The sequence below is a fragment of the Paraburkholderia sp. HP33-1 genome, from assembly GCF_021390595.1.
Lineage (GTDB): Bacteria > Pseudomonadota > Gammaproteobacteria > Burkholderiales > Burkholderiaceae > Paraburkholderia.
Genome location: NZ_JAJEJR010000002.1, coordinates 2,001,847 through 2,015,265 on the forward strand (window position 1 = coordinate 2,001,847; position 13,419 = coordinate 2,015,265).

Genomic DNA, 13,419 nt, shown 5'->3' on the forward strand with positions numbered 1-13,419 from the left:
CGCTTTACCTTGGGAATGGATCATTGCGAAATACCCTGGAAAGGCACGCGCTGGGGAGACGAATATGGCCAGAACAAAGTCGGAAAACGAGCCGCCCGAGGAAGAGCGGACGCTGTCGTACAAGGCGTATCGCAAGGCGCTTTTCGATCTGCATGTCGAGCTCGTCAAGCTGCAGCAATGGGTCGTGCAAACGGGCAGCAAGATTTGCATCGTCTTCGAGGGACGCGACGGCGCGGGTAAAGGCGGCACGATCAAGGCGCTGACCGAGCGCGTCAGTCCACGCGTGTTCCGCGTGGTCGCGCTGCCTGCGCCGAGCGAACGCGAAAAGAGCCAGATGTATATCCAGCGCTACGTGCCGCACTTGCCGGCCGCGGGCGAAATCGTGATTTTCGACCGAAGCTGGTACAACCGCGCGGGTGTGGAGCGCGTGATGGGTTTCTGCTCCGAGGAGGACGTGCGGAGCTTCTTCAAGGCCGTGCCGCTCGTCGAGCGAGCGATCGTCCACTCCGGGATCATCCTGCTCAAATACTGGCTGGAAGTCAGCCCCGAGGAACAGACCCGCCGCCTCGAGGAGCGCATCACCGACGGTCGCAAGATCTGGAAACTGACCGAGATGGACCTGAAATCCTATAGCCGATGGTATGACTACTCGCGGGCCCGCGACGAGATGCTCGCGGCGTCGGACACCGATTTTGCTTCGTGGTACATAGCGAATTCAAACGACAAGCGTCGCGCGCGGCTGAACATCATCAGCGATATCCTGCAGAGAATTCCGTATAAGCAGCCTGCGCGCAAGAAGATTACGCTGCCGAAACGGCAAAAGGCGGACGGCTATAAGGAACCGGACCATCCGTACAAATATGTGGCCGAGAGGTATTGATCGGCGCGGTGTTGCTCACCACGCTAGAACGACTCGTTGAACGGCCGCAGATCGATTTCCTGCGACCATGCACTGCGTCCCTGCTGATGCAGGTACCAGTACGCGTCGGCGATGTCGTCAGGATTCAGCAGGCCGTCCGGGCCGCGTTCGGCCACGTATTGCGGCGCGAACGTACGCAGACGCTCGCCGTCGATGCCACCATCCACCACCACGTGCGCGACATGAATATTGCGCGGCCCGAACTCGCGCGCGAGGCTCTGCGTGAGCGAGCGCAAGCCGGCTTTGGCAGCAGCGAACGCGGCAAACGGCGGCCGCCCGCGCAGCGAAGCCGTGGCGCCCGTGAACAGCAGCGAACCGCGTCCGGCCGCCAGCAACGATGGCAACGACGCTCGCGCGAACAGGAAACCGCCGAGCGTCGTGACGCGCCATGCCGTCTCGAACTGCTCGACGCTCAGTTCGAGGGTCGGCCCACGCGTTGCGCCGGCGGCGTTGAAGATCGCCACTTCGAGCGTGCCGTGCTCAGACAGTTGGCGCGCAATGGCGGCGAGCTCGCTCTCGCTCGTGACATCGCCGGGCAACGCATCGGCCTGCCCTCCGGCACGCCGGATTTCGTCGACGATCGTATCGAGCCGATCGCGCGAGCGCCCCGTCACGGCGACGCGCAGGCCCTCGCGAGCGAAACGGCGCGCGAGGGCCGCCCCTAGTCCGGCGCTCGCGCCCACCCCGGCAATCCACGCGACACGCGTGTTCGTCGCGTTTCCGGCAGCTTCAGTCATGGCAGTCCCCTTCGGCACGATTTCATTGCCTAAGCTTAGGCCAACTTTACCGGGCAGCGCGAGCTTGACGATGCCCGCATACATCTTCGGAATTCAGACATACGGCAGCATTGCCTCGCAACCGGCTTCAACGAGGCTTCGGCGATAGTCAAAAGCCGCCAACGGATAGTCGAAGAAGAAGCGTCCAGTCTCCTGCTTCTCCACATAGAACGCATCGGTATCGCGTTGTGGCGTCGCGATTCGCAGCGTGCGCGCCCACGCGAACGCCAGCAGCATCCAGCCAAGCATCGCGAGATAGTCGTCCGCGACCCGGTAGGCCGTCTCCGGGTCTTGCGTCTGGCGTGTCTTGATCGCCTGTGTCGTCAGCTCGATCTTCTGCGCGAGTTCTTCGAGCTTCACGCCGGCGGAACGAACCAGCGGATCGGACTCCCGGCACAACTCCGCTTCCGCGCGCACGTGGCGAAGCAGTACGTCCAGGGCCCGCGTACCGTCCGGCAGCACCTTCCGAACCAGCAGATCGATCGCCTGGATTTCGTTGGTGCCTTCGTACAACATCGACACACGGCTATCGCGCAACGTCTGCTCAATGCCGTACTCGTGGATGTACCCATAGCCGCCGAACACCTGCAGCGCGTTCGATGCAGCGTCGAAGCCGTTGGCCGTAAAAAACGCTTTCGCAATCGGTGTGAGCAGCGATGCGATCTGCGCGGCCTGTTCCCGCTCGGCGGCGTCGGCATGACGTGCGGCGATGTCGAGCCAATGCGCGGTCCAGTAACCGATCGCGCGCTCGCCCTCGGCGATCGCCCGCAACTCCATCAGAATCCGCCGCATGGCCGGATGGACCGCGATCGGCGAAGCCTGCCCCGGCGCGACTGTCGCACCGGGCGGCACGCTGACCGCACGCATCTGCACGCGTTCCTGCGCATAAGCATGCGCGCCTTGCCACGCGCTCTGCGCATGCCCCAGGCCTTGCATCGCGACCTGCAGGCGCGCCGCATTCATCATGACGAACAGGCAGGCAAGGCCGCGATGCGGTTCACCAACGAGCCAACCGAATGCGCGTTCGAAACGCATCGTGCAGGTCGGGCTCCCCTTCAGGCCCATTTTCTTCTCGATGCCTTCGCAATAGACCCCATTGCGCGAGCGCCCGGCGTCGCCGCCTTCGAGCCATTCCGGCACGACGAAAAGCGAAAGCCCTTTCGTGCCGGGCGGCGCATCGGGCAACCGGGCGAGCACCAGATGAACGATGTTCTCCGTCAGATCGTGCGCGCCGCCGCTGATAAAGATCTTGCTGCCGTCGACGAAATATCCATCGGTGCCGGGTGCTTCTGTCGCACGCGAACGGATCAGGCCGACATCGCTGCCGGCCTGAGGCTCGGTCAGACACATCGTCGATAGCCACTCACCGCTCGCGACTTTCGGCAGCAACTCTCTTTTCACGCGGTCGCTGCCATACGCTTGCAAGCAGGCAGTCGCGCCGTGCGTCAGCCCGGGCGACATCAACCATGCATGGTTGGCTCCCGCCAGCATTTCCTGAAGCGCAACGTCGAGAAGCTGCGGCAGGCCCTGTCCGCCGTGCTCGGTATCGAGCGACAACGTCGGCCAACCCGCTTCGACGTACTGCGCGTACGACTCGCGAAAACCCGCGGGCGTCGTCACCTTGCCCGCGTCGAAATGGCATCCCTCGAGATCCGCGCTCGCGTTGAGCGGCGCGATGCGCTCCTCGACGAAACGCGCCGCCTCGTCCAGCACCTGCTGCGCCATCTGCGAGTCGAGGTCTTGCCAGTCGGGCACGTCGCGCCACCACGCAGCGGCATCGAGCCATTCGTCCATCACGAAGCGCATATCGCGCAGCGGTGCCTTATAAATCAACGTCATTTCTTCCTGTTTCCGGACTAGCTGCTTTTGCGCGCTTGGATGACCGTCGCGTCGGCCGCGCCGGCCGCGTGCAGCGCTTCCACGAGTGCGGCCCGGTGCTGGAGCACAGCGCGCTGATTGATAGACCCTTTGTCGGTAATCTCACCGAGATCGAGCGACGGTGGAGCGCTCAGCAGGTGCATGCGGGCAATGAACGAGGCACTCCCCGTTGCGCTCCGATTGAGCCGCGCCACGAGTTCACTGAAAAAATCGCGCACAGCGGCCGCGTTGAGCACGTCCTCGGTGCTGGCGTCCGCGGGCAAGCCCGCCAATGACCGGCACGCGTCGAGCCGCGGGAAAATCATCACACCCACTTCGTCACGATTCATCCCCGTGATGACGGCATCCTGAACGTAGGGCGCCCCTTCGCTGATGATGCGCGCGCGCATCGGCCCGACGCTCACGAACGTCCCCGAGGCGAGCTTGAAGTCTTCCGCGATGCGGCCATCGAACATCAGGCCCAGTTCGGGACGTCCTGGATCAACGAAACGCACGGCGTCGCCGGTGCGGTAGTAGCCTTCGTCGTCGAACACGCTGCTTTGAAGCGTCGGCGACGCGCGCCAGTAGCCATCCATCACGTGAGGGCCGCGAAAGCGCGCTTCGAATTTGCCATCGACGGGCGCGACCTTGGCCTGGCATCCCGGCGGCGGCAAGCCGATATAGCCGGCGCCCGATACCGGTCCTGTCGTGAACAGACAGGACGGTGCGGTCTCGGTCATACCGAGCCCTGCCATGATGCGGATGCGTTCCCCGCAATGCTCGAGCGTGACGCGTTCGAGACGCTCCCACGCTGCCTGCGAAAGACCGGCTCCCGCGAAGAAATACATCTTCACGCGCGAGAAAAACCGCTCGCGCAGCGCCGCATCTTTTTCCAGCGCGCTGGTCAGTTCTTCCCAACCCTTCGGCACGTTGAAGTAGATGGTCGGCGCGACGTCGCGCAGATTGCGCAGCGTCTCGTCGAATTTGCCGGCCACGGGCTTGCCGTCGTCGATATAGAGCGTGCCGCCGTTGTACAGCACGATGCCGACGTTGTGGCTGCCGCCGAACGTGTGATTCCACGGCAACCAGTCGACGAGGACCGGCGGCTCGATGCCGAACTGCGGAAAGGTTTCGAGCAGCATCTGCTGGTTTGCGCACAGCATGCGATGCGTCGTCGGCACGGCTTTCGGCAGATTCGTCGAACCGGACGTGAAGAGGAATTTCGCAATCGTGTCGCCATTCACGCGCGCGTTGGCCGCATCGACGTCGCGCGGCGTGGTGTCGAGCAGCGCATCGAAGCGCGTGACCCTGGGCGCGTCCGGTGCGGGCGCTGCGCTGACGCGTTCGACGTCACTGCCGAGCGCGGCATCGAGCGCGGTGGTGTATGGGCCGATATCGTCCGCGAAGACCAGACCGGGTTTGAGCAGTTCGAGGACATGGCGCAGCTTGCCGTAGTCGCCCGACATCAACGAATAGGCCGGCGACACCGGTGCGTAAGCGATACCCGCCCACATCGCGCCGAGCGCGAGCTGCATGTGTTCGACGCTGTTACCCGACAGGATCACCAACGGGCGGTCCGCGCTGAGGTCGCGATCGAGCAGCGCCTGGCCGATCGCACGCGCGCGCTCGAGCATCTGTGCATAGGTGATGCCTTGCCACGCGCCGCTCGCATCGCGTCGCGCGACGAGCAGCCGGTCGGGATGTGCGCGTGCGCCGCTCAGCAAGCGGTCGGTAAAGCGCTCGGGAAACGGGCCCAGAGGCTCAAGTGTCTCGAGGTACCAGCAGTCGCCGCGTTTCTCGATACGCGATGAAGGCGCTCCGATGGCAACGCTCCGGTATCCGGCCGCCAGGGCGCTTGCGTGGCTGTGCTCCGATTCCAAAACTTGTCTCCTGTATGTTCCGTTTCTCCCGTTCCTGCGCAGCAGGGAGAAACGGCATCGCTTTTTTCATGCGAGGATGGGGCGGCCGCAATCGTTGCGGCCGCAAGCCGACGCCTAGATCGGGTAGTGACGCGGGCTCGTCTGCACCGTGATCCAGCGCAACTCGGTGAACTCGGGAATCGACGCCTTGCTGCCGAAGCGTCCATATCCGCTCGATTTCACGCCGCCGAACGGCATCTGCGCTTCGTCGTGCACGGTCGGACCGTTGATGTGACAGATGCCCGACTCGATGCGCTTCGCGACGTTCATCGCGCGCCCGACATCGCGGCTGAACACGGCGGCCGCCAGGCCGTACTCGCTATCGTTCGCGACCGTCAGCGCCTCTTCGTCACCGTCCACGCGCTGCACCGTCACCACGGGGCCGAACGATTCGTCGGCGTAAAGCTTCATCTCGCGCGTGACGTTTTCGACGATCACCGGCTGCATGATCGCGCCGTTCACCTCGCAACCGAGCGGCAGCTTCGCACCTTTTTCGCGGGCGTCTTCGACGAGCGCTCGGATGCGCCGCGCCGACGCCTCGCTTTCCAGCGTGCCGAGAATCGAGCCCGGCTGCGTCGGATCGCCTGCCTTCAGCGTGCGCGCTTTCGCGACGAGCTTTTCGACGAACGCATCGGCGATCTTGCGATCGACGATCACGCGCTCCGTCGACATGCAGATCTGCCCTTGATTGAAGAACGCGCCGAACGCGATACCTTCGACGGCAGCGTCGAGGTCCGCGTCGTCGAGCACGAGCACCGGTGCCTTGCCGCCCAGTTCGAGCAGCGCGGGTTTCAGATGGCGCGCCGACAGCTCGGCGACGATGCGGCCGACCCGCGTCGAACCCGTGAAATTCACGCGCTTCACGGCAGGATTGGCGACGAGGCGCTCGACGATCGCGGGCGCGTCTTCCGGCGCATGCGTGAGCACGTTCACGACGCCCTCGCCAAGACCTGCCTCGTTCAGCACTTCGCCGATCAGCGCGTGCACGCCGGGACAACCTTCCGATGCCTTGAGCACGACCGTGTTGCCGCACGCGAGCGGCATCGCCAGCGCACGCGTGGCGAGAATCACGGGCGCGTTCCACGGCGCCATGCCAAGCACGACACCGCACGGCTGGCGCACGGCCATCGCGAGGCTGCCCGGCACGTCCGATGGAATCACCGCGCCGTCGATCTGCGTCGTCATCGCCGCGGCTTCGCGCAGCATATTGGCCGCGAGCATCACGTTGAAGCCGTACCAGTTCGCCATCGCGCCCGTTTCGGCCGCACCGATCGCGATGAACTCGGCGGTGCGCGCGTCCATTCGGTCGGCGGCGGTGAGCAGGCGTTTGCGGCGTTCTGTCGGCGTGAGCGCCGCCCATGCCGGGAACGCGCTCGCCGCGGCAGCGACGGCTGCATCGGCGTCTTCGACAGTGGCCGCCGCGGCACGGGTGGCAACCGCGCCCGTCGCCGGATTGATGCGCTCAAAGGTCTTGCCATTCGACGCGGCACGTTTCGCGCCGCCGATCAACAGGTTCGTTTCATGCATAGGTTCGTCTCCTCGGTCCGTCCCGCTGAAGCGCGCCGCTTAGCGCTTGTAGGCCTGGAGGCCCGGCTTGATGCTCTTGTCGTCGAGGAACTGCTTCAAGCCCTCTTCGCGACCGCCTTCCCGATCGCGATGGTTCGCCTGGTCGAGTTTCGCGTACAGGTAGTCTTCGTTCTGCTCCCACGTGAGTTCGCGCGAGCGCTTGAAGCCGTGCTTCGCGTTGCGCAGTACGACCGGGTTCTTGTTCAGCAGTTTCGCCGCAAGAGCGATCGTTTCCTCACGCAGTTGCGCGAGCGGCACGCTCTTGTTCACGAGGCCCATCTTCGCGGCTTGCGGACCCGTGAACGTGTCACCCGTCATGATGTAGTACAGCGCTTCACGATGACCGACAGTATCGGCCATGGCCTTGCTCACGAGGTTGCCGGGCGGAATGCCCCAGTTGATTTCGGACAGGCCGAACACGGCTTCGTCCGCGGCGATCGCGAGATCGCAGGCGACGAGCGGAGAGAAGCCGCCGCCGAAGCACCAGCCGTTGACCATCGCGATGGTCGGCTTCGAGTACATGCGCAGCAACTGCCATTGCCAGCGGCTCGCGTCGCGGCGAATGCGCTCCTGCAGCACGTCCGGGCCCGCATCCACTTCGCGGAAATATTCTTTCAGGTCCATGCCGGCCGTCCACGCGCTGCCTTCACCGGTCAGCACGAGAACCTGGGCGTCGGCATCGAGTTCGAGCGTCTCGAGAACGTCGATCATTTCCTTGTTCAGCGTCGGGCTCATCGCGTTGCGCTTGTCCGGACGATTGAACGTGACCCAGGCGATTCCGCCTTCCACCGTGACCTTGACCGTGTTCCAGCGTCCTTCGTAACTCATCTGCATCTCCGTATCAATGCCGCCCTCGCGGCTTGAGCTCAATTTAATATCAGGCGCCCTGATAAGTAAAGTACAATATACATACCTTGGTAGAAACCCCTAAACGCCTATGCCGACGACCACGAGAAAGCACGCTGCCGCTCACAGATGCCGCAAAACCTGCTGTTGACGTGCGTGCGCAATCTTCGCGCGGCCTGACCGCGTCAGCTTCAATTACACCTGGGAGACGCAATTGAACATCGATCAACTGAAGGCCATCGACACCCACGTTCACGCCGAGGTGTCGTGCTGCCAACCGCCCGACCTGTTTGCAAAAGAATTCGACGAGGCAGCCGACAAATACTTCGGCACCGTCCTCAAACAAGGGCGCCGCCCCACCATTCCCGAAACGATCGAGCACTATCGGGAACGCCAGATCGGGTTCGTGATGTTTACGGTCGATTGCGAAGCGAACATCGGGCGCCGTCGTATTTCGAATGAGGAGGTCGCGGAGTTCGCGCAGAAAAACTCCGACATCATGATTGCGTTCGCGAGCATCGATCCGCACAAAGGCAAGTTCGGGGCGCGCGAAGCGCGGCGGCTAATCGAGGAGCACGGCGTGCGTGGTTTCAAGTTTCACCCCACCATGCAGGGCTTTTTCGCCAACGACCGCATGGCATACCCGCTCTACGAAGTGATTGCCGAGCACGGCCTGCCGGCGGTGTTTCACAGTGGTCACTCGGGCATGGGTTCGGGCATGCGCGGCGGCGGTGGCTTGCGCCTCAAGTATTCGGAGCCGATCTACCTCGACGATGTCGCCGTCGACTTTCCCGACATGAAGATCGTGATCGCGCATCCGTCCTGGCCGTGGCAGGAGCAGGCGCTGTCGATCGCGCTGCACAAGCCGAACGTGTATATCGATCTGTCGGGCTGGTCGCCGAAGTACTTCTCGCCCGAACTGGTCAAGTATGCGAATACGCTGTTGCGCAACAAGGTGCTGTTCGCGTCCGACTTCCCGCTGATCCGTCCTGACCGCTGGCTCGAAGACTTCGAGACGCTCGACATCAAGCCCGAGGTGAAGCCGCTCGTTCTGAAAGAAAACGCCGTCACGCTGCTGGGGCTGCGGGCCCAGGCATGACGCATGACAAATGGCCCGGCGCGAGAACGCCGGGCCACGCTGGTCCAGCAACGACGACTTAGCGCTTTGCGGCGTTCGAGTGGATGACGAGCAGTGCCGCAATCGCCGCGATGATCGTCACCGGCACGCTCGCGCCGATGACCAGTGCAGAACTCTTGCCCATCGAAAGCAATTGCCCGGCGGCAACGGGTCCGACAATCGAGCCGACGCGTCCCACCGCCACCGCAGCGCCGACACCCGTACCACGCACGCTGGTCGGATAGCTGGCGGCGGACAGCGCATACAGCATCGACTGCGCACCGACGACGCCCATGCCGGCAAACAGCACGGCAACGGATAGCGTCTCGATGCTGGCGACTTGAGAAAGCGCGATCAATGCACCGACGATGCAGGCATAGATTGCCGCGGCGCTGAAGGCTTGCCTGAACCGGTCCATCAACACACCGATGCCGAGCACGCCGATCACACTGCCCACGTTGAAGAAAATCTGCGCGATGCCGGCCTGCGAGCGGCTCATGCCGCGCCCCACGGTCAACGAAGGCAGCCAGTTCAGCAGGAAGTAAAGCACGATCAGCGTGCACAGGAAACTGATCCAGATGCCGATCGTCGCCGCGGCGCGTCCCTCGCCGAACAGGACTTCGCGCGTCGAAAGAAGCGGCTTGTCCGCTGTCGTCGTTTCCCGCGAGCCGGTCGCGAATTCACGCGACTCCGGCAGCAACATCATCAGCAGAGGAATGATGATCAGCGGTCCGGCGCCGCCTACGTAGAAGATATGACGCCACGCCGTATCACCCGGGCTCAGCACGCCGATCATTGCGGCAAGCGCGCCGCCGAGCGGCATGCCGCAATACATGACGCTGACCGCCATGTTGCGGTGACGCTGATCGACCGCCTCCGAGGACAACGCGATCAGGTTCGGCATCGCGCCGCCGAGTCCAATGCCCGTCAGCACGCGAGCGATCAGCAGACTCTCGAAACTCCAGACTTGCGCGGTCGCAATCGAGAAGATGCCGAATACCGCCATCGAGATCATCAGAACGCGCTTGCGGCCGATCCTGTCGGCGAGTCTTCCTCCGATCATGGCTCCCGGCAAAAGCCCGAACATGCCGGCGCTGAAAGCCAACCCTAACTGGCTGACCGACAAGCCGAACTCGTGCGCCATTCGAGGCGCCGCAACGCCGGTGGACTGCAGGTCGACGCCCTCCAGTACCGCGACAAGAAGGCACAGCGCCAACGTTAGTGCAGTACTGGAACCTGCGGCACTCGACCGATTAGCAATGCTCGACATGACGTCTCCTTCACCTTTGATTTAACTGCCAGTGGGTTGACGATGAGTCTAGTCTCAGGACGCCTGACATTGAAAGTAGAATATGATGTGCTCGGTAGAAACACCTAAGGCAACCAATAATGATCAAGACAACGGAGAAGCGGCGAACGCCCCTTGCCAGACAGGCCGGTTCAACGAAAGCAGGTGCGCCAACCGCCCGTGTTTCCTATGTGGTCGGCCAGCTGGACCGATTGCTCAAACGCAGTTTTATCGATGTTCTCGGCGAATTCGGGCTGACCTTGCCTCAGTTCACCGCGCTCTCCGTGATCAGCGCCAGCGGCGCCATGACCAACGCGAAACTCGCTGAACGCTCGTTCATCACGCCGCAATCGGCCAACGAGGTCGTCAAGACAATGGAAGCAAACGGTTGGGTCGGACGCGTTGGGCACCCTACCCACGGTCGCCTGATTCATCTGTTTCTGACCGACGAAGGGCGTCGGGTACTGCAGGAATGCGATTCGGCGATCGACGCGCTCGAGGCGTCCATGCTGGAAGGAATGACGGAAATCCCGGTCGATACGCTGCGCAAGGTGCTGCAGCGATGCGTGTCCAATCTGCGCGCTTGAGTGGACCTTGCGCCGCATCGGCGGCGTTCGCCGATCGCGGACAGCTTCGGCGGCATCGTCGCATGCGCGTGGAAGCTCAGTGAAATCCCTGGTCGGCATTTAGCCGCGTATTACCTCCCCCACCACATCGCCCGTTATAGTGCTTCACAGCGGCCGCCATCTTGTGCGCGCAGCAACAGCGCGTCCGCCTTGCCGTTCCCCACCCGATTCGAGAGGAAACGAAACATGTCCAAGCGGATTCTTATCATCGCAGGTGATTTTGTCGAAGACTACGAGCTGATGGTGCCGTTCCAGGCGCTTGCGGCGGTCGGACATAAGGTGGACGTCGTTGCGCCCGACAAGCGCGCGGGCGACGCGATTCGCACCGCGATCCACGACTTCGAAGGCGATCAGACCTACACGGAAAAGCGCGGCCACAACTTCACGCTGAACGCCGACTTCGCGTCGGTGGATCCTGCGGCCTACGACGCGCTGCTCGTGCCCGGCGGTCGCGCACCCGAATATCTGCGGCTCAACGACAAGGTGATCGCATTCGTGCGCCATTTCGCGGAAACGAAAAAACCGATTGCCGCCGTCTGCCACGGCGCGCAACTGCTGGTGGCGGCGGGCGTGATCGAAGGCCGGCGTATTTCGGCGTATCCGGCCTGCGCGCCCGAAGTCAAGCTCGCGGGCGCGCAGTACGTGGCGCTCGACTGGCCTGACGCGATCACCGACGAGAACTTCGTGACCGCGCCCGCGTGGACCTCGCACGTGAACTGGCTCGCGCAGTTCCTCGCCCTGCTCGGCACGCGCATCACGCATTGAAGGGGCGCGAGGCGCGCCCCGCGACGTCATCACTTGAGAGGGAGGGTAATCGAATGTGCAATGTCTATGTCGACGCTGATCCGATCCTCTATGAGTCGCGTACGCGCGCTCTGCGCATTCATGGCGCCGTAACCACGGTGAGGCTCGAAAATCTCTTCTGGGATGTGCTTCAGGAAATCGCCAACCGCGAGAACATGACGACGACCCAGTTCGCGGTGAAGCTCCACGACGAACTGTTCGCCTTGCGCGGCGAAGAGCCGTTGAATTTCGCATCGTTTTTGCGCGTGTGCTGCCTGCGCTATCTGTCGACGAGCGCAGCACGCACCGAGGCCGCTGGCGACGTGCAGCTCAATGCCCCGTTTCAACCCAAATTCGTGAAGGCGGCTGTGTGAGGGATTGCGTCAGTCAGCCGACGGGTCGCATGCGCATTCAAGAGAAGATGGCGTGGACGGTCGCTCCAGCACGGCAAGCCGTTGCAGTGTCACGAGGCCTAACAGCGCGAGTCCAAGTCCCAGCGTAAAGTCAGCGTGGACACCCGCCCGATCGACAATCGTGCCCCCCACTGCCGAACCCACGGCAATCGCCACCTGGATAATGCAGACGAACATGGCCGACCCTGCTTCGGGCAGGTCGGTCGTGCCGCGCTGAATCCATACGCTGAAGCAAAGCGGGAGCGCTCCGAACGCGATGCCCCAAAGCAGCATCCCTGCAGTCTCGCCGATGGGCGAACGTTCCAGCAGCAACATCGAAGACATCGCGCCCAATAGGAGCACAACCATCGCGGCGACAGACTTCTTCAAATGGTCCGAAATCACCATCGACGTCAACGCATTGGAGAAGAAGCCGATAAGGCCGAATCCGAACAGCAACAGCGTGATGGCACTCAACGAGAAGTCGTGCTCGAGCAGCGGAGCAATATACGTGTAGGTCGAGAAGTGCGCTCCAAAGACAAGCGCGACCATCACCATGCTCAACCTCGTATGCGGCCGGCCAAGCAGTGTCCTGAAGTCGGCGATCCGCAACGCCGACGCCGACGGCAACGAAGGCACGAGAAACGCCTGCGCCAATAAGGCAAGCGACACCAGCCCCGCGGTGGCAGCGAACGCCATTCGCCACGATGCGAACGACGCGATAAATGTCCCGAGCGGCACACCGATCACGGTTGCACAGGTCACGCCGGTCAGAATGGTCGCGGTCGCCTTTGCGGCATCCTTTGCCTGCACGAGTCGCGGGGCAGCCGCCGTCGCCAGAGTCCAGAAGCCGCCTAACGCGCCGCCGAGCAATGCCCGCCCTGCCAGCATGACGGCAAGGTTCGGTGCGGCTGCACAGACGACGTTCGCGATCAGCAGTGCCGCGGTGAGAAGCAGAAAAACGTACCGGCGATCCATGCGGCCCGCGCTGACGATGAGCGTCGGCGCCAATATCGCGCCCATGACGCCAGGCGTGGTGACCGTCAGACCGGCGACACCGGGCGACACGCCAAGGTCGTGCGCGATCTGCGGCAACAGTCCCACAGGCAAAAACTCAGCCGTCACGAACGCGAACGCGCTGACCGCTACCGCAATGACGGATAGCCATTGACCCGCGGACGTTGAATTTCCTTCCAGGGAGGCGGGTATTGAAGGTGTATTGATTTGCATGAGGACGACTACGCCGACGCGAGGTTGAAGTCTCGCATTTTAAGTGTGGTTTCGCCTCGGAAAAAGCATCGTCTCCTGAAAAGACTGGCAAGCGTGGCTG

Annotated in this window: 12 protein-coding genes; 5 read left to right on the plus strand and 7 right to left on the minus strand. The window is 63.0% G+C overall.

Translation table 11 applies throughout. The features are described 5' to 3' along the window. Positions 1-64 precede the first annotated feature (64 nt). Positions 65-880: a polyphosphate kinase 2 gene (ppk2, locus tag L0U81_RS25135; RefSeq protein WP_233806882.1), complete on the plus strand. Its 816-nt coding sequence runs from the start codon at positions 65-67 to the stop codon at positions 878-880. A gap of 23 nt (positions 881-903) precedes the next feature. Here ppk2 and L0U81_RS25140 read toward each other — a convergent pair whose 3' ends face one another. The 5 genes from L0U81_RS25140 to L0U81_RS25160 all read right to left on the minus strand — a co-directional run bounded on the left by L0U81_RS25140 (position 904) and on the right by L0U81_RS25160 (position 7,865). Then, a complete protein-coding gene (locus L0U81_RS25140) occupies positions 904-1,656 on the minus strand; it encodes an SDR family NAD(P)-dependent oxidoreductase (protein ID WP_233806884.1) in 753 nt (250 codons plus the stop codon). A 93-nt stretch (positions 1,657-1,749) separates the two neighbouring features. After that, positions 1,750-3,534, minus strand: a complete 1,785-nt coding sequence (locus L0U81_RS25145) for an acyl-CoA dehydrogenase family protein (protein WP_233806886.1) — start codon at positions 3,532-3,534, stop codon at positions 1,750-1,752. Positions 3,535-3,551: 17 nt separating this feature from the next. Continuing rightward, positions 3,552-5,432, minus strand: coding sequence for a feruloyl-CoA synthase (locus tag L0U81_RS25150; RefSeq protein WP_233806888.1), 1,881 nt, complete (start codon positions 5,430-5,432; stop codon positions 3,552-3,554). Between the two features lie 114 nt (positions 5,433-5,546). Then, positions 5,547-6,998 carry an aldehyde dehydrogenase gene (locus L0U81_RS25155; protein WP_233806890.1) on the minus strand — a complete coding sequence of 484 codons (1,452 nt, stop codon included), beginning with the start codon at positions 6,996-6,998 and terminating at the stop codon, positions 5,547-5,549. Between the two features lie 39 nt (positions 6,999-7,037). After that, positions 7,038-7,865, minus strand: coding sequence for a p-hydroxycinnamoyl CoA hydratase/lyase (locus tag L0U81_RS25160; protein ID WP_233806891.1), 828 nt, complete (start codon positions 7,863-7,865; stop codon positions 7,038-7,040). Between the two features lie 232 nt (positions 7,866-8,097). Between L0U81_RS25160 and L0U81_RS25165 the strand changes: the two genes are divergently transcribed. Further along, the gene (locus L0U81_RS25165; protein WP_233806892.1) at positions 8,098-8,982 is read left to right on the plus strand and encodes an amidohydrolase family protein; all 885 of its coding nucleotides are present in this window, start codon (positions 8,098-8,100) and stop codon (positions 8,980-8,982) included. 58 nt (positions 8,983-9,040) lie between these two features. Here L0U81_RS25165 and mhpT read toward each other — a convergent pair whose 3' ends face one another. Then, the gene (mhpT, locus tag L0U81_RS25170) at positions 9,041-10,270 is read right to left on the minus strand and encodes a 3-(3-hydroxy-phenyl)propionate transporter MhpT (protein ID WP_233806893.1); all 1,230 of its coding nucleotides are present in this window, start codon (positions 10,268-10,270) and stop codon (positions 9,041-9,043) included. Positions 10,271-10,389: 119 nt separating this feature from the next. On the opposite strand from mhpT, the gene L0U81_RS25175 reads away from it, so the two are divergent. From L0U81_RS25175 to L0U81_RS25185, 3 genes are all read left to right on the plus strand, one after another. After that, positions 10,390-10,875: a MarR family winged helix-turn-helix transcriptional regulator gene (locus tag L0U81_RS25175; protein WP_233806894.1), complete on the plus strand. Its 486-nt coding sequence runs from the start codon at positions 10,390-10,392 to the stop codon at positions 10,873-10,875. Between the two features lie 225 nt (positions 10,876-11,100). After that, positions 11,101-11,679, plus strand: coding sequence for a DJ-1/PfpI family protein (locus L0U81_RS25180; protein WP_233806895.1), 579 nt, complete (start codon positions 11,101-11,103; stop codon positions 11,677-11,679). 53 nt (positions 11,680-11,732) lie between these two features. Continuing rightward, complete coding sequence (locus L0U81_RS25185; protein ID WP_233807949.1) at positions 11,733-12,071, plus strand: ribbon-helix-helix domain-containing protein; 339 nt, start codon at positions 11,733-11,735, stop codon at positions 12,069-12,071. A gap of 9 nt (positions 12,072-12,080) precedes the next feature. Here L0U81_RS25185 and L0U81_RS25190 read toward each other — a convergent pair whose 3' ends face one another. Then, complete coding sequence (locus L0U81_RS25190; RefSeq protein WP_233806896.1) at positions 12,081-13,319, minus strand: MFS transporter; 1,239 nt, start codon at positions 13,317-13,319, stop codon at positions 12,081-12,083. Positions 13,320-13,419 lie beyond the last annotated feature (100 nt).